This window comes from Actinoplanes sp. NPDC051513, assembly GCF_044454685.1.
Classification (GTDB): Bacteria; Actinomycetota; Actinomycetes; order Mycobacteriales; family Micromonosporaceae; genus Actinoplanes.
Genome location: NZ_JBITDW010000006.1, coordinates 334,114 through 349,863, shown reverse-complemented (window position 1 = coordinate 349,863; position 15,750 = coordinate 334,114). Strand labels below are relative to the sequence as shown.

Sequence of the window (15,750 nt, the reverse complement as noted above, 5' to 3'; positions counted from 1 at the left end):
TCTGACGATGACCATGAGCCTCGCGACGCTGCTGGTGCTCGCCGACGGCCGGCTGCCGTCCGGCGCGCACGCCCACTCCGGCGGTCTCGAGGCCCAGGTCGCCGCCGGCCGCGTACGCGACCTCGACGACGTGGGCGCGTTCCTCCGCGGCAAGCTGGCCACCGCCGGCCTGGTCTCGGCCGCCTTCGCCGCGGCCGCTTGCCGACGACCGGCCGAGTGGCAGGCTCTCGACGACGGCCTCGACGCCCGCACGCCCTCCCCCGCACTGCGCAAGGCCTCGCGCGCCCAGGGCCGGGCACTGCTGCGGGCCGGCCGGGCCATGTGGGCGCTGCCGGCGATCGGCCGCTCCCCGCACCAGCCCACCGCGCTGGGCGTCCTCGCGCACGCCGCGGGTCTGGGCCCCGGGGAGGCCGCCGTCGCCGCCGCGCACGGAACTGTCGCCGGCGTGGCCGGCGCGGCCGTGCGACTGCTGGGTCTCGACCCCTATGCGACGCATGCGCTGATCGCACAAAACGCACCCGAATGTGACCGGATAGCGCGGGAGGCCGCACGCCGCGCCGACGACCCGGTCGACGACCTGCCGGCGGCGGGCGCTCCCCTGCTCGACATCGGCGCCGAACACCACGCGACCTGGGAGGTGCGTCTCTTTGCATCTTGACCATTCCACCGGCGGGGCCTGGCCCCGGCCCTCCGACAACTACGTCCCGCCGACGCCACACACGCATCCGCACCCGGATCAAGACCCGCACCAGGCGCTCGCGGCGGGACCACGGGCGCTCCGGATCGGGATCGGCGGTCCCGTCGGCTCCGGCAAGACCGCCCTGGTCGCCGCCCTGTGCCGCGCCCTGGGCGAGCAACTGCGTCTCGCCGTGGTCACCAACGACATCTACACCACCGAGGACGCCGATTTCCTCCTGCGCAACGGCGTGCTCCCCGCCGAGCGCATCCGCGCCGTCGAGACCGGCTGCTGCCCGCACACCGCGATCCGCGACGACATCTCCGCCAACCTGGACGCCGTCGAGGACCTCGAGGCCACCCTGGGCCCGCTCGACCTGGTGCTGGTGGAGAGCGGCGGCGACAACCTGACCGCCACGTTCAGCAAGGGCCTGATCGACAAGCAGATCTTCGTGGTCGATGTGGCCGGCGGCGACAAGGTGCCGCGCAAGGGCGGTCCCGGCGTCACCGCCGCCGACCTCTTGGTGATCAACAAGACCGATCTGGCCCCGCTCGTCGGCGCCGACCTGGCCGTGATGGAGCACGACGCCAAGGAACGCCGGGGCGACCTGCCCACCGTCTTCGTCTCGCTGGTCGATGACCGCAACGCCACCGCGGTCGCCGACTGGATCAGCGCGCTCCTGCCCCCGAGGTGAAGGCGGTCGCGCGCATCGTCGCCGAGTCGGACGGCCGCGGCGGCACGCGGCTGGCCGTGCTGCGCGGCGAGTCGCCGTTGCTGCTTCGCCGCACCGGCGGTCGTGGCGGCGTGAGCGTGACGGTCCATCTGGTCGGTGGCGCGGCCGGGCCGCTGCGTGGCGACGAGCTCCGCGTGGAGGTCACGGTGGGTGCGGCTGCGCATTTGATCGTACGGAGCGTGGCCGCGCAACTGGCGCTGCCCGGCAAGCCGGGGCTACGGCCGTCCCTGCTTTCGGTGGACGCACAGGTCGCCGGCACGCTCGACTGGCAGCCCGAGCCGTTGATCGCGGCAACGGGGTGCGACCACCGGACCGACACCCGGGTCGAGGTGGCCGACGGCGGCAACCTGCTGTGGCGGGAGGACCTGGTCCTCGGCCGGCACGCCGAGCCCACCGGCACGGTCCGCCTGTCCACCACGATCCGCCACGCCGGCCGGACCCTCTACCGGCACGACCTCGCGGTGGGCCCGGATCTGCGCTCCCCCGCCGTCCTCGGCGACTTCCGGGCCTTGGGCACCCTCGTGGGCGTCCCCGGCCTGCCCGGCGCCCTCCTCGCGACATCGCAGGCCGCGATCATGAAGCTGGCTGGTCCGGGCGTGCTCGCCACGGCCGTGGGAAGGGACATCCGCGAGGTACGGGCGGCGCTGGACCCACTCTGCGCGGAAAAGCCACGGCCCGCCCCGGCCCTCGCTTCTCACGCCGCGACGGCGATGGGAACGCCGTGACTGTCGGTGATCGCCAGCCGGGTGTGCAGGTTGCCCTGCTGAGCGACCCGGGCGAAGTACTCCGAGCGACGGCGCTGCAGGCACCCCTTGCGGGTGCGTGGGCCGCCGGCCGCCACGGTGAGCAGCTCGGGCGCCAGTGAGCTGTTCAGGCCCTCACGGAGCAGCTGAAGGGCCTCGGTGCGCAGCTGGGAGATGCGGGACTCGGTCACGCCCAGGCGCGCCGCCACGTCGCTGAGGGGCTGCTCCTGCAGGAACGACTCGGTCACCACCAGCCGCAGCCGCTCGGGCAGGGCCTGGATCGCCTGGTGCAGGTAGCCGAGCCGCTCGCGCTTGAGCAGCAGGTCCTCCGGCCCCTCCGACATCTCCGGAACCATCTCCTCGGCCGCGCCCGTGGGAAAGCCCTGAAGGCTGAGCAGGGCGGCCTTCTGCACGTCGTCCTCGACGGTGGCGAGTTCGGCCACGCCGATGCCCAGCAACTCCGCGACCTCGGCGTCGGTGGGCGTGCGGCCCAGCGCGGCGGTGAGCTCCTGGCGGGCGGCCGCGGTGCGCCGGGCCCGGGCCCGCACCGAGCGACTGGCCCAGTCCTGCCCGCGCAGCTCGTCCAGCAGGGCGCCGCGGATGCGGACCGCGGCGAAGCGGTGGAAGGGAATTCCCCTGGTCACGTCGAATGATCGGGCCGCGCCGAGCAGAGCGGCGAATCCGGCCGAGGACAGGTCATCCGCGTGTACATGGCCCGGGACCCGGTTGAGCAGTTCCCGGACCAGATGGCCAACCATCGGCATGTTTTCGCGGACGAGGTCCTCGATGTCACGCGCGGATGGCGCGTCGTGGGTCGTGCCGATGGTGGCGGGGAGCTCGGTCGTGGTCGTCACGTGGTCCTCCTCGCTCATACGACCGGTTGGTGAAAACCGGCTGACGAGGAAGACGTTGGTCGCCGAAAGGTGCAGCGACGGCCGAACTCGGTTGCTTTTGGGGTGCTTTTTGCGAGAAAAGCTCAGGTTTCAGTTCATGGCGGGCGTGACGACGCCGATGAGCTCGTCATGCACCCAGTGCATACGGCGGACCGCGATCTCCGGGTGATCACCGAACTCGGTGGCCACCTCGGCCGCGCAGCCGTCGCTGCCGTGCAGCAGGATCATCGCGGTGACCGCCTGCTCCACCGCCTGCCTGCTGGGGTACTCGGACGGCTGCAGGCACGAGACGAACAGCGCCTCCGCCGCCAGATCCTTCACAATGCTGATCATTTGCTCGGACTCCCCGATGTACGACGATATGGCCCCGCTGGAGCGATTCTTGCCCGCCCGGACGGAGGCCGGTGGCAGCCACGCCGTGCGGTCGTCTCTCATCGGTAGCTCAGGCACGCAGATCGCGGATCGCTCCAGAAAGTGCCTGCTCACATCGCTTTCACCCTAACGCGTTGATCGGCCGCCCGGCTTGTGGTTTTCCGCCGGACGGCCGATCAACGGCGATCAGCTGCAGCTCGGGTCGGCCACGTCGCACGAGTCCGGTGGTGGCGGCGGTGGGACCGCGGAGCTGGTGGTCGGGTCGACCACCGGATCGCTGGTCACCTCGGCGGTCGGCGTGGTGGTCGGCGGCGACGTGCTTTCCGGCGGCTCACCGGGGTTGGCCCGCGTCGTTGTGGAGGTGGTGGTCGGCGTCGTGGTCTCGGTCGCCGTCGGCGTCGGCGTGGTGGTCGTCGTGCCGCCCCCGCCGGGCGTCGTGGCCGGCGCCGTGGTCGGCGTGATGTGCACGATGCCGCCCGGGTCGACCGAGATGCCCACCGTCGGGTTGCTCGTCGACGGCGTCGCCGCGAGCCGCGCGGTGCCGTCCGACAGGTGCTCGACCTGCCGGGACGGCTCGCCCGGCTTCGACGACACGAACGTCTCGCAGGTGCGGTTGTTGAGCATGAACGCCAGCGGCGCCGTGTTGTTGAGCTGGTAGCGGCCGGTGATCGGCACGGTCAGCGCGGTCTGCGGCTCGAGCGCGGCGGCCGAGCTGACCGTCACCGTCTGGCCGGCCTGGGTGAGCTGCGACTTGCCGTTGCCGGAGACGACCTGGTCGCCCGGCATGATGAACCACAGCTTCCAGTTGTTCACCGCGGCGTCGGCCCGGTTGGCCAGCGTCACCTGAGCCTTGAACTGACCGTTCCCGTCCGACCAGACCGCGTAGCTGACCACGCATTTGCCGGTGGCCGGAACAACGCTGGGCTGCGGGCGGCCGGCGGCGTTCGCGCCCCCGGATCCGCCGTTGAGGTTGCTGGTCAGGCTCCACCCGTACGTGCCGGCGCCGAGCAGCAGGACCGCACCCGCCGCGACCAGCACCCGGCGGGTGTGGACACGCGAGTTGTTGCGGGCCTTGTCCTGGTCGGTGGGCGGCGGGTCGCCGGGCTTGTTGTCGAAGGCCTTACGCAGGTTGGGACCCTCGGCCGCGGCTGCCTCGGCGGCGGCTGCCGCACCCGCGGCCGCTGCCCCGATCATGACCGGGCCCGACTTGAGCTCGGCGAACCGGCTGTTGCGGGCCGGGGCCTCCGGCTCCTCGCCGACCGGCTCCGGCTCCTTGCGGATCACGTCGGGGTAGGACCGCTGCGCCGGCAGGATCGTGGTGTCCTCGCCGTTCTCGCCCCAGTCCGGGACGTAGCCGCGGGCGGCCATCGGCGCGCCGGCCGCGAGCTGGGCCAGCACCTGCGCGAGCTCGGCGCTGGACGGCCGGTCGGACGGGTGCTTCTCCAGGCAGCGGCCGACCAGCGCGTCGATCGCCGGCGGCAGGCCCTCGACCTGCGGCAGCGGGTCGGGCTCCACGTACTGATGGGCGCGCAGCAGCGCCGTGGTGGTGCCGACGTCCCAGGGCAGCTGGCCGATCAGCGTGCGGTAGATCAGCAGGCCCACCGCGTACACGTCGGTGGCCGGGCTGACCTGGCCGCCCTCGAGCCGCTCCGGCGCGAGGTACGCCGGGGTGCCGAGCAGGCTGCCGTCGGGGTCTATGTCGTTCTCCCCGATCAGGGCCGAGATGCCGAAGTCGACAACCTTGGCCCCGGTCGGGGTCAGCATGACGTTGGCCGGGGTGACATCGCGGTGCACGATGCCGCGCGAGTGCGCGGCCGCGAGCGCCGCGGCGACCTCGGCGGTAATCCGGACCGCGTGCTGCCAGGGCAGCCGGCGGGTCCGGGCCAGTACGGCGGCGAGCGACTCGCCGTCGATCAATTCCATGACGACGTACGGGACGGGCTCGCCATCAACCGTGGTGGCCTCGCCGTAGTCGTAGACATTCGTGATGTTCGGGTGGCTGAGCCGGGCAGCGGCTTGGGCCTCAGCCCGTAGCCGGCGCCGGAAGGCCGGGTCGGCGCTCGTCGACGGCGGCAGGACTTTGACCGCGACCTGCCGTCCGAGGACCTCGTCGAACCCTCGCCACACCACTGACATCCCGCCGGCGCCGAGCCGCTCTACCAGCCGGTATCTACCGGCCAGCAGGCTCGAACCGGGCAGGTCCGTCGTGCTCATGTGCCCCCACATGCGCGCTCCGAAGAAACGCCGGGTCGCACCGCCATGCCACCCGACGCCGGGGTATGCCAGGACCGCGGTCGGACCGGGCGTTCCCCCTCGACGGCGAGGATGTTAGCCCACCTCGGGCACTATCACGAGACGCCGGAAGCGTGCTCTACCTGCGGATCGTTACGGACCGTTTCCGCGCATATGCCACCCGTCGGGGTGATCTAGAAGGGGCTGAAAGTCGGATCAAGGACTGTTTACCGTGCCGATTCGCCGTACATATCCTATTTTTTCTGGATAAGGCCGATGCGTCGCTAGTTCTAGTTTCTGAATGTCCATATCCAACAGCTCCACTTGCTGTCGTCAACGCGTCACGCAGAGAGACCAAACCCGTCACGTACTGATGATCTTTAATTACTCGCCCTATGGCAAATGTTGAAGGATCTACCTGTGCAACCCCATCTGATCGGGTGATCCGCCCGACTGATCAGCCATTTCCGCGTGCCAACATCATCACGCGGCGTGTCCTTCTCCGATAAGTCGGACTCCCGGCCCGTTATCCCAGCAGAACGCCCGGCGCCAGCTCGCGGGCCGGCGACGTGGCCGCCCCCGGCGCTTTCGTCGCCGGCAGCGCCATCGCGGACGGCACCGGCACGTCCGACCCGCGCACCGCGCCCAGCTCGGCCAGCAACGCGAGCACCGGCGCCAGCGACTCGTAGAGCACCAGCACCACGTCCCCGGGCCCGGCCAGCCGCAGCGCCTCGGTGATCGCGTCCCGGTAGCCGTCCGCCCGCAGCGCCAGCAGCTTGGGCCGGCGCGCCCGCATCTCCCGCTCCACGAGTGCCGACACCTCCCCCGGCTGCCGGCCGCGCGGATCCTCGTCGTCGTAGAGCACGGCCCGGCCCACCCCGTCGGCGACGATCTGCGCGCACGCCGCCAGCAGGTCGTCGCGGCGGTCGCCGGGCAGCGTCACCGCGGCCACGCACCGCTCGACGCCCCACAGCCGGTGCAGGGTGCGCAGCGTGGCGGCGAGCGCGGCCGGGTTGTGCGCGTAGTCCACGAAGATCGAGACGTCGCCGATCCGCAGCAGCGTGGCCCGGCCCGGGTTCGCCACCGGCGGGTCGAAGTCGGCGAGCCGGCTCGCCACCGACTCCTGGCCGGCCCCGAGCGCCCGCGACGCCGCCACCGCCGCGAGGGCGTTCGCGGCCGCGTGCGGCGCCGCCCCGCCGTACGCCCCGGGGAGGTCGGCCACCCGCAGCAGCGGCGTCCGCCGGGCGCCGGTCGCCTGCACCAGCCATCCGTCGTGCATCAGATACGCGGTCGCGCCCTTGGCCAGATGCTCGACCACCACCGGCTCCCGCGGGTCGAGCCCGAACCACACGAGCCGCTTGCGGTCGGCGCGCACCCGCGGCCGGTCCACCAGCGAGCGCACCCACGGGTCGTCCGCGTTGAGCACCAGCGTGCCGCCGTCGCGCACCCGCTCGGCCACCAGCGCCTTGGCGTGCGCGAGGTCCTCAATCGTGTCCAGCCCGTCCTGCCCGAGGTGGTCGGCCGTGATGTTGGTGATCACCCCGACGTCCGACCAGTCGTAGCCGAGTCCGCGCCGCAGCAGCCCGCCCCGTGCCGTCTCCAGCACCGCGGCCTGCACGCCGGGGTCGCCGAGCACCATCTGCGCCGAGAGCGGCCCGGTCGCGTCCGCCCGGAAGATCGTGCGGCCGTCGATGCTCACGCCGTCGGTGGTGGTCAGCCCGACCCGCATGCCGGTGTCGCCGAGCAGATGCGCGGTCAGCCGGGCCACCGTGGTCTTGCCGTTCGTGCCGGTCACCGCGGCGGTGGGGATGCGGCCGTCGGAGCCGGCCGGGAACATCGCCCGGACGATCGCGTCGCCCACGTCGCGCGACCGGCCGCGCACCGGCGCCAGGTGCATCCGCAGGCCCGGCACCGCGTTCACCTCGATCACGCCGCTCGCGACCTCCTGGCCGTCGGCGACCGGCGGCAGCGGCTCAGCGATGCCGGGCAGCCGCAGGTCGATGCCGGCGATGTCCAGCCCGACCAGCGCGGCGACCCGCAGGCAGAGCCGGGCCACGTCGGGATGCACCCGGTCGGTGACGTCGTGGCTGGTGCCGCCGGTGGAGAGGTTCGTGGTCTCGCGCAGCCAGACAGTCTCCCCGGTCGCCGGGATGTCGCCGAGAGAACAGCCCTGCCGCTCCAGCACCCGCATCGACGCGTCGTCCACGGTGATCCGGGTCAGCACGCGGGAGTGGCCGGCGCCCCGGCGCGGATCGGTGTTGGTGCGGTCGGCGAGCTCGGCGACGGTGCTGTGGCCGTCCCCGACAACGTGGGCGGCGATCCGCTCGGCCGCGGCGACGATCTCACCGTTCACCACCAGCACCCGGTAGTCCCGCCCGCCCAGCTGCCGTTCGATGACCACGTCCTGGCCGGCCGCCGCGAAGGCGTACGCGGTCTCGGCCCCGGTCGTCACGCTGAGCGTGACCCGATCGCCCTGCCGGCCCTGGCGTGGTTTGACGACGACCGGCGCGCCGAGCGTGGCGAACAGTCGCGCGGCCTCGGCGGCCGACCGCGCGACGCCACCGGCCGGTACGGGCACGCCCGCGTCGATGAGCAGCCGCCGGGTGATCTCCTTGTCCCCGGCGATGTCGATGCCCACGCCGCTGGTGCGGTCGCTCATCGCGGCCCAGGCCAGCCGGCGCCGATTGCCCCAGCCGAGCCGCACGAGGCTGAGGTCGGCGCAGCGCTCGACCGGGATGCCACGCCGTCGTGCTGCCGCGATGATCGCCCGGGTGCTCGGGCCGGTGGCCTCCCGTTCGGCGGTCGCGGCCAGCAACGCCAGGCGGGCCGCCGATCCATGCTGCATCTGAGGTACGCCGGCGCCGGCGGCGGCCAGCGCGACGCTCGAGTACGACACCCCGGCCACGATCTCGGTGACCAGGTCGACGGCGACGGCCAGCAGGTCGCCCGGCACTTCCGACTCGGCCGGCTCGTCCACCGGGCACTCGATGATCAGGTGATAGAGCCCCGGTTCCCCCGCCGAGACCGTACGGCCGAAGCTCACGTCCCGCCCGATCAGCTGGGACAGCTCGAGGCAGACGTGCTCGGTGACGTGGCCGAAATAGGTGCCGCCGCGCAGCCGGCTGACGAACCCGCCCGGCGCGCCGGCCGCGCAATGATGGTCGGCCAGCCCCGGCAGCGCGCGCAGCAGCCGCTCGGCGAAGCCGGTGACGTCCGAGGTCTCCCGGCCGGCCAGCTCCTCCAGCCGCACGCCGGCGACGATCGCGGGCCGGGACAGATACACGTTGGGTCCGCGCAGGCGGCGCAGGCTCTCGATCTTCATACGACTCCCCGTTCAGGCGCGGGTGCGTCGACGACCGGCCGGCGTCCCGTGAGGTGGAAGGTGTGCCCGGCGGCGAGCACGTGGATGCGCGCGCCGGCCAGGGTGATCGGGCCCTGGGCGGGAACCCGGATGTCGGTGGCGGCGCCGGCGTCGATCACGGTGACCGCGCCCGAGCCGAGCACCTCGAAACGGTCGCCGTCGGTGAGGATCGCGGTGTCCTCGTCGATGCCGAGGCCCAGCTCGTGCGGATAGAGGGCGACGGCGCTGAGCAGCCGGTTGACCCGGCCGCGCTCGGCGAAATGCTGGTCGATCAGCACGCCGGGCAGCAGCTCGAGGCCGGGGCCGGTGCGCACGCTGGCCCGCGTCACCCCGGGCCCGTCGCCCTCGACGATCATCGTGCCGGACATGACGGCCGCGCCCGCGCTGGTCCCCGCGATCAGGTGATGCTCCTGCAGCGCCGCGTCGGTGGCCGTCCCGCCGATGACCGACGAGATCCGCTCCTGGTCGCCGCCGGTGAAGAAGACGCCGGTGGATTCGCGCAACAGCGGCTGCGGCCGGTTGGCCTCGGCCCGGGTGGTCAGACGCAGCGCGTGCACCTCGCCGGCGCCCAATGCGGTGAACGCCTCACGGTGGGCGCTCTCGGCTTCGGCGGGTGCGGAACTGGCGGTGGCGATCACGACGATGCGGGCTGCCGCGCCGCCGGCCAGCGAGACGAAGCGGCCGAGCAGGCCCGGTCCGGCCGCGCCGCCGATGATCAGGAGCCGGCGACTCGACACAGCCTCAGGTTAATCGGAACAAATACGAAACATCCGGCTAATGCCCTGAGTCTGGTTTGCCCCCTGCGTTCCCGTCCGAGTTCCCATCGGTGTTCCTGTCCGCGTTCCCGTCGGCGGGCAGCAGATGCGTGATCTCCGCCGGGCCGCGGGCCAGCGCGGCGGCCTTCTCCTCGATCTCCTCGTCGCGCACGGTCAGCCGGCCCTCGTGCTGGCGCAGGTGCTCGGCCCACGTCGGCACCTGATAGACCTCGACGAAGCGGGCCGGGTCCTCGCCGTCGCGGAACAGGCCCCAGCGGGTCGCGCCGGTGCGCTGCCGGGAGCCCCGCAGGTCCTCCATCGCCTCGCGGAAGGCATCCACGTTCTTCTCGTCGACCCGGTACATCGCGGTGACCAGCACCGGGCCCTCGTCGAGGTGGGGCTCGAGCATGAGGTGCGGCTCGGCCCAGAAGATCGCGGGACTGCGGTCGGTGCCGTCCTGCTCGTGGATCGGCCACCAGGCGACGGTGACGGTGCCCAGCAGCATGAGGGCCGCCGCGGCCAGGTAGGCGACCCGCAGGCTGCTGCTCTGCGCGACCTGGCCCCAGAGCAGGGCGCCGACGGCCTGCCCGCCGGCGAACACCACCTGGTAGATGCCGAAACCGCGGGCGCGCACCCAGTTCGGGAGGAAGAGCTGCAGGGTCGCGTTCATCCGGGAGACCAGGGTCATCCAGGCCAGCCCGGCGGCGACCAGCACGGCGGTGACCGCGTAGCGGTCGGGCACCAGGGCGATGACGATCAGGGCGAGGCCGTAGACGACGCCGGCCAGGGCGACCAGCCGGTTGGGCGTGATCAGGTCGCGGATCCTCGGCATGAGCAGGGCGCCGGCGATCGCGCCCACGCCGAGCGCGGCCAGCAGGATGCCGTACCCGCTCGCGCCCATGTGCAGCTCCTGGTGGGCCACGAGCGGGAGGAGGCCCCAGATGACGCTGCCCGGCAGGACAAAGAGGACGACCCGGCCGAGCAGCCTTCGCACCACCGGCGAATAGCGGACGTATCGCCCGCCGGCGCGGAGCGCCGATCCCAGGTGCTCCGGATGCGAGGCCGGGGTACGCGGCTTCCGTCGCCAGATGAGCAGGGCGAGCGCGAAGACCCCGAAGGAGACCGCGTTGATCGCGAAGACCGCGGCGGGGCCGATGTGCGCCACGAGCAGGCCCGCCACGGCGGGGCCGGCCGACCGGGCCAGGTTGGTGTTGACGGCCCCGAGCGCGGAGGCGGACGGAATCTCGTCCCGCGGGACGACCTCGGGGATGATCGCCTGCCAGGACGGCAGCGTCAGCGCCTGCCCGACCCCGAGCAGGAAGGTGAAGACCAGCAGCAACGGCGGCGGCATGAGGTCCATGACCGTCAGCGCGGTCAGCACGCACCCGACGACGAAGAGGCCGGACTGCACGGCCAGCAGCAGCCGGCGCCGGTCGAACCGGTCCGCGAGCGCCCCCGACGGCAGCGCGAGCAGCAGCACCGGGATGGTCGTCGCGGCCTGCACCGAGCTGACCCAGGTGGCGGCGTTCGGCTCGGGCACGACCAGCCACTGCGCGCCGACGGTCTGCATCCAGGTGCCGACGTTGCTGGCGAGCACGGCGATCCACAGGTTCCGGAACACCGTCCGGCGCAGCGGCGCCCAGGGCGAGACCGTGGGCGAGGCCGTAGTCGTCACCGCACGAACCTATCGGCGGCGTGCCCCCGGACCGGGCCTCGGCACAACCTCACGCGGGTCCTCCAACCGATGGCCCGCCGAACAATGCAGCTCGGCGTGCACCTCTGCCCCGCAGTCACGGTGCGCAAACCGCAGCGGCGGCCCGCCCGGGTCGGCCAGGTACCGGTTGCCCCACTCCAGCAGCGTGATCAGCACGGGGTAGACGTCGAGCCCCTTGCGGGTCAGCCGGTACTCGTGCCGCTCGCGCGCCCCCGGCTCCCGGTACGGCTCGCGCCGCAGCACGCCCTGTTCCACCAGCATCGCGAGCCGGTTGGTAAGCACCTGCCGTGGGATGCCGGTCCGCACCCGCATGTCGTCGAAGCGGCGGATCCCGTTGAAGACCTCCCGCAGCACCACGAGGGTCCACTTCTCGCCGAGCACCTCCATCGCCCGCCCGATCGTGCAGCCGTCGATCGACCAGCTCAGTGCGTCGAAGGACGCTGTGGGATTCATGACAGCCAGGCTAGGTCTACTTGACAGACGCAGCAACCACCCGAAGCCTGGATCCATGACGCAGACCCAGGAGCGCACCCGCACCTTCGGCTGGACCGACCCCGCCACCCACGCCGCCGAGATCGGCCGCCGGAGCGGCCTGGACTTCCTGCAGGCGATGGCGAGGGGCGACTTCCCGGCGCCGCCCATCATGCATCTGATCGACCTGGCGTCGATGGAGGTCGAGGAGGGCAGCGTCACGCTGCGCCTGGATCCTCAGGAGTTCCACTACAACCCCCTGGGCACCATGCACGGCGGCGTCATCTCCACCCTGCTCGACACCGCCGCCGCCTGCTCGGTCCACAGCACGCTGCCGGTGGGCGTCGGCTACACCAGCCTCGACCTGACGGTGAAGTTCCTCCGGCCCGTCACGATCGCCACCGGCCGCATCGTCTGCACCGGCAAGGTCCTCCAGCGCGGCCGCCGCACCGCCCTGGCCGAGGCCGGCCTGAAGGACGATGCCGGCCGCCTGCTGGCCCACGCGACAAGCTCGTGCATGCTCTTCGAGATGCCCGCCTAGCGCGGCGTCTCAGGGCTTCTGGATCTGGCGCAGCCGCCTGGCCTCGCGCTTCTCCTCGAAGCGGGTCGCTTGCACGTCGAGGCTCTCCATGTGGGCCGCCAGCTCGTCGCGCGCCTTCTCGCCCTCGGCCGTCAGGCCGGTACGGCCGAAGACGTTCCACTGGCGCAGCACCGGCTGCAACACCTCGTCGCGGTGCTGGCGCAGGTCGTAGATGCCGGCCAGGGCGATCGACAGCGCCCTGCGCTGGAAGCCCTCGATGTTCGCCCCCGGCATCTCGAAGCCCGCCACCACGTCGGCCACCGCCCGCATCGCCTTGTCGGCGTCCAGGTCGAAGGCCGCCGCCAGCAGGTTGCGGTAGAAGACCATGTGGAGGTTCTCGTCGGCCGCCACCCGGGCCAGCAGTTGCTCGGCCATCGGGTCGCCGGTCGCCTTGCCGGTGTTGCGGTGCGAGATGCGGGTGGCGAGCTCCTGGAACGCCACGTACGCGATCGAGTGCATCATCTCTTCGGGATGCGCGTTGGCGTAGCCGGCCTGCATGTGGGTCATCCGGGCCCGCTCCAGCGCGGTCGGGTCGACCGCCCGGGTGACCGTCAGGTAGTCGCGCAGGGCGATGCCGTGCCGGCCCTCCTCGGCCGTCCAGCGGTGCACCCAGGTGCCCCACGCGCCGTCGCGCCCGAAGAGGGTGGCGATCTCGTGGTGGTACGAGGGCAGGTTGTCCTCGGTCAGCAGGTTGACGATCAGGGCCGTGCGGGCCACGTCCGGGATCGCGGAGTCGTCCTCGCGCCACGGCTCGCCGTTCAGGAGGCCGTCGAAGGTACGCCCCTCGCTCCACGGCACGTACTCGTGCGGGAACCATTCCTTGGCCAGCGACAGATGCCGGTCGAGGTTCTCGGCCACCACGGGCTCCAGCTCGATGAGCAGGGCGGTTTGGTCCACGATCACTCCCTACGGTTGCGTAACCTACGCAACCGTAGCCTCTCACCCCCGGTTCCTCACAGAGGGGCGGAGGATTCACAGCTGACTCGAAGTGGCGGGCCCGCATTTGTCTGGTTAGACCATCATGGATGGCTCAAACGACCCGGGAGGCAGCAGTGTTGCGACGCGCCCTGACCGTTCTGACCGTTCTGACCGTTTCTACCGCCCTGATCGCCCCCGTCGTCCCCGCCGCCGCGGCGACGACAAGAGACGATTTCGGCGCATTGCTCCAGGAACAGCTCGATGCCGTGCACGCCGCCGGGATGCCCGGCGCCTTCGCCGAGGTGCGCGACGGCCGCCGCACCTGGACCCCGACCACCGGCGTCGCCGACGTCGCCACCGGCGCCCCGGTGCGCGACGGGATGCGGCACCGGGTCGGCAGCATCACCAAGACCTTCACCGCCACGACCATGCTCCAGCTCGCCGGCGAGCGCCGGATCGCCCTGGACGCGCCGATCGGCCGGTACCTGCACCGCGGTCTCGTCCCCGCCGGCCTGGCCCGGCAGGTGACCGTGCGGATGCTGCTCAACCACACCAGCGGGATCGGCGACTACGCCAACGCGATCTTCACGACCCTCGACGACCTGATCACGATGGGCAAGACCATCTACACCCCCGAGCAGCTGGTGCGGCTCGGCGTGGGCGTCGGCCCCACCAACGCGCCCGGCGCGATGCATTCGTACTCGAACACCAACTACATACTCGCCGGGCTCATCATCGAGCGGGTGACCGGCCACAGCTACCGCGCGGAGGTCACCAACCGGATCTTGCGCCCGCTGGGCCTGCGCGACACCTACTTCGAGGGCAACGAGTTCGACATCCGCGGCCCGCACATGCACGCCTACGTGCCGTGGCCCGACGGGACGCTCAAGGACTTCACGCACTACAACATGTCGTGGGGCTGGGCCGCCGGAGAGATGGTGTCGACGGCGCGGGACCTGGACGTCTTCTACCGCGCGCTGCTCACCGGGAAGCTGCTGCGGCCGGCCCAGCTGGCCCAGATGCAGACGACCGTGCCGAGCGTGCCGGAGGACCCGGCGGCCGGCGGTTACGGCCTCGGGCTGTACTGGGTCGATCTGCCGTGCGGCCGGTTCTGGGGCCACGACGGCGGCACGATCGGCCACCAGACGGTGTCGTGGCACAGCCCGGACGGCAGCCGCCAGGTGACATACGCCCAGAGCATGGCGTTCTACCAGACCTCGAACACCGAGCCCCACCCGATCGACATCGCGCTGATCAACTTCCTCTACGTCGCGCTGTGCGGCGACGACAGCAACGCCGTCGCCGCACGCGCCCGCACGATGCCCAAGATGCCGCAAACCGTCGAGGTGATGCGCGGGCTGGTCAGCCGGTGAGGCGTTTCGTCAGCTCCTCGTAGGTGGGGGCGAGCCGGCGCAGCGTCTCGCACGCCGCGCCGGTCTCGCCGGCCACGACGGCGTACTGCAGGCTGCCGACCAGGCGCGCCTGACGGGTGGCCACCTCGGCGGCGCGGCCCAGGCCGAGGAGGTCGAGCGCGGTGGCGGCGTCGGCGAGCCGCCGGGCGCCGACCTGGACGGCGAAGTTCGCCAGGAAGTCATTGTCGGCGGAACCGTCGGCGACCATCTCGGCGAGCCGGAGAACCCCGTCGGCGTTGCCCAGCGTACCCGGCGGCACCTCGAGATCGGTGCGCCCCTGCAGCCACGCGATCGCGCGGGGGATCGCCGACCCCAGCGCCTGTCGCGCGCCGATGGCGTAGAGCGGGCCCTCGAAGCCGTACCGCAACGAGTACGGCTTGGAGCGGTAGGCGATGGTGTCGGCCCGCCACGCGGCCAGGAACTGCGGGGTCGGCAGCGTCGCGTACGGATGGCCCTGCGGGTCGTGGAAGAGCACCGTCGCCTCGTCGGCCTCGAGCACCACGACGAAGTGATCGGCCCCGATCGGACCGGTCATGCCGGGCTGGTGGCGCAGCAGGCCCAATTCGAGCGGCCCGGCCAGCGCCGGCCCGGCCCGGACGGCGTCGCGCAGCATCGCGAGGGCCTGTTCGTCGTCGTCGGCCCCGGTGCGCCGGAACGCGAAGCCGAGCTGGCCGATCGCGTCGTCGAGGCCGCGATCGGGATCCCAGCCGTACGGGTCGAACAGTGGCCGCCGCCCGCCGATCAGCTCGAAGCCGAACGGCGAGCCGGTCAGCACCTCGATGACCGGCGGCGGTGGCGCCGCCGGTCCGAGGATCATCGAAAGCGAGTTGGCGTAGCAGTAGGGCCCGGAGCCGGTGTACGTGTGCATGGCTTCGAGCCTGGCGTCTCCC

General features: G+C 72.1%; 14 protein-coding genes. 5 read left to right on the top strand and 9 right to left on the bottom strand.

Annotated features, from left to right (window positions below; genetic code table 11):
• Window positions 1–7: 7 nt before the first annotated feature.
• Genes ACIA5D_RS22115 through ACIA5D_RS22105 form a run of 3 tightly spaced genes read left to right on the top strand, consistent with a single transcriptional unit; the run spans window position 8 to window position 2,134 of the window.
• Entirely contained in the window at window positions 8–658 is a 651-nt protein-coding gene (locus ACIA5D_RS22115) for an urease accessory protein UreF (RefSeq protein ID WP_396032025.1), read from the top strand.
• A complete protein-coding gene (gene ureG, locus ACIA5D_RS22110) occupies window positions 648–1,370 on the top strand; it encodes an urease accessory protein UreG (RefSeq protein WP_396032024.1) in 723 nt (240 codons plus the stop codon). The genes ACIA5D_RS22115 and ureG overlap by 11 nt, the downstream gene beginning before the upstream one ends.
• Window positions 1,367–2,134 carry an urease accessory protein UreD gene (locus ACIA5D_RS22105; RefSeq protein WP_396032023.1) on the top strand — a complete coding sequence of 256 codons (768 nt, stop codon included), beginning with the start codon at window positions 1,367–1,369 and terminating at the stop codon, window positions 2,132–2,134. The genes ureG and ACIA5D_RS22105 overlap by 4 nt, the downstream gene beginning before the upstream one ends.
• Here the strand turns inward: ACIA5D_RS22105 and ACIA5D_RS22100 are convergent.
• From ACIA5D_RS22100 to ACIA5D_RS22070, 7 genes are all read right to left on the bottom strand, one after another.
• Window positions 2,104–3,006, bottom strand: coding sequence for a sigma-70 family RNA polymerase sigma factor (locus ACIA5D_RS22100; RefSeq protein WP_396032022.1), 903 nt, complete (start codon window positions 3,004–3,006; stop codon window positions 2,104–2,106). The two genes, ACIA5D_RS22105 and ACIA5D_RS22100, sit on opposite strands and share 31 nt — an antisense overlap.
• A 129-nt stretch (window positions 3,007–3,135) precedes the next feature.
• On the bottom strand, window positions 3,136–3,378 hold the full coding sequence (locus ACIA5D_RS22095; protein ID WP_396032021.1) for a hypothetical protein: 243 nt from the start codon (window positions 3,376–3,378) through the stop codon (window positions 3,136–3,138).
• A gap of 225 nt (window positions 3,379–3,603) precedes the next feature.
• On the bottom strand, window positions 3,604–5,631 hold the full coding sequence (locus tag ACIA5D_RS22090; RefSeq protein WP_396032020.1) for a serine/threonine-protein kinase: 2,028 nt from the start codon (window positions 5,629–5,631) through the stop codon (window positions 3,604–3,606).
• A gap of 544 nt (window positions 5,632–6,175) precedes the next feature.
• Window positions 6,176–8,971 (bottom strand): cyanophycin synthetase, encoded by a 2,796-nt coding sequence (cphA, locus tag ACIA5D_RS22085; RefSeq protein ID WP_396032019.1) that lies wholly within the window; start codon window positions 8,969–8,971, stop codon window positions 6,176–6,178.
• Complete coding sequence (locus ACIA5D_RS22080) at window positions 8,968–9,747, bottom strand: cyanophycinase (RefSeq protein ID WP_396032018.1); 780 nt, start codon at window positions 9,745–9,747, stop codon at window positions 8,968–8,970. The genes cphA and ACIA5D_RS22080 overlap by 4 nt, the downstream gene beginning before the upstream one ends.
• Window positions 9,748–9,784: 37 nt before the next feature.
• Window positions 9,785–11,440, bottom strand: coding sequence for an MFS transporter (locus ACIA5D_RS22075; RefSeq protein ID WP_396032017.1), 1,656 nt, complete (start codon window positions 11,438–11,440; stop codon window positions 9,785–9,787).
• Window positions 11,441–11,449: 9 nt separating this feature from the next.
• Entirely contained in the window at window positions 11,450–11,932 is a 483-nt protein-coding gene (locus ACIA5D_RS22070) for a winged helix-turn-helix transcriptional regulator (RefSeq protein WP_396032016.1), read from the bottom strand.
• 55 nt (window positions 11,933–11,987) lie between these two features.
• On the opposite strand from ACIA5D_RS22070, the gene ACIA5D_RS22065 reads away from it, so the two are divergent.
• Window positions 11,988–12,491, top strand: coding sequence for a PaaI family thioesterase (locus tag ACIA5D_RS22065; protein ID WP_396032015.1), 504 nt, complete (start codon window positions 11,988–11,990; stop codon window positions 12,489–12,491).
• Window positions 12,492–12,500: 9 nt separating this feature from the next.
• Here ACIA5D_RS22065 and ACIA5D_RS22060 read toward each other — a convergent pair whose 3' ends face one another.
• Window positions 12,501–13,433 (bottom strand): acyl-ACP desaturase, encoded by a 933-nt coding sequence (locus tag ACIA5D_RS22060; RefSeq protein ID WP_396032014.1) that lies wholly within the window; start codon window positions 13,431–13,433, stop codon window positions 12,501–12,503.
• 122 nt (window positions 13,434–13,555) lie between these two features.
• Between ACIA5D_RS22060 and ACIA5D_RS22055 the strand changes: the two genes are divergently transcribed.
• Window positions 13,556–14,821, top strand: coding sequence for a serine hydrolase domain-containing protein (locus ACIA5D_RS22055; RefSeq protein ID WP_396032013.1), 1,266 nt, complete (start codon window positions 13,556–13,558; stop codon window positions 14,819–14,821).
• Here the strand turns inward: ACIA5D_RS22055 and ACIA5D_RS22050 are convergent.
• Window positions 14,811–15,728: a hypothetical protein gene (locus ACIA5D_RS22050; protein ID WP_396032012.1), complete on the bottom strand. Its 918-nt coding sequence runs from the start codon at window positions 15,726–15,728 to the stop codon at window positions 14,811–14,813. The two genes, ACIA5D_RS22055 and ACIA5D_RS22050, sit on opposite strands and share 11 nt — an antisense overlap.
• Between the last annotated feature and the right edge of the window lie 22 nt (window positions 15,729–15,750).

Coding starts and splice junctions, on each gene's coding strand:
- ACIA5D_RS22115 (WP_396032025.1), top strand. CDS start 8: ATGACCATGAGCCTCGCGACGCTGCTGGTGCTCGCCGACGGCCGGCTG.
- ACIA5D_RS22095 (WP_396032021.1), bottom strand. CDS start 3,378: ATGATCAGCATTGTGAAGGATCTGGCGGCGGAGGCGCTGTTCGTCTCG.
- ACIA5D_RS22090 (WP_396032020.1), bottom strand. CDS start 5,631: ATGAGCACGACGGACCTGCCCGGTTCGAGCCTGCTGGCCGGTAGATAC.
- cphA (WP_396032019.1), bottom strand. CDS start 8,971: ATGAAGATCGAGAGCCTGCGCCGCCTGCGCGGACCCAACGTGTATCTG.
- ACIA5D_RS22070 (WP_396032016.1), bottom strand. CDS start 11,932: ATGAATCCCACAGCGTCCTTCGACGCACTGAGCTGGTCGATCGACGGC.
- ACIA5D_RS22065 (WP_396032015.1), top strand. CDS start 11,988: ATGACGCAGACCCAGGAGCGCACCCGCACCTTCGGCTGGACCGACCCC.
- ACIA5D_RS22055 (WP_396032013.1), top strand. CDS start 13,556: ATGGCTCAAACGACCCGGGAGGCAGCAGTGTTGCGACGCGCCCTGACC.
- ACIA5D_RS22050 (WP_396032012.1), bottom strand. CDS start 15,728: ATGCACACGTACACCGGCTCCGGGCCCTACTGCTACGCCAACTCGCTT.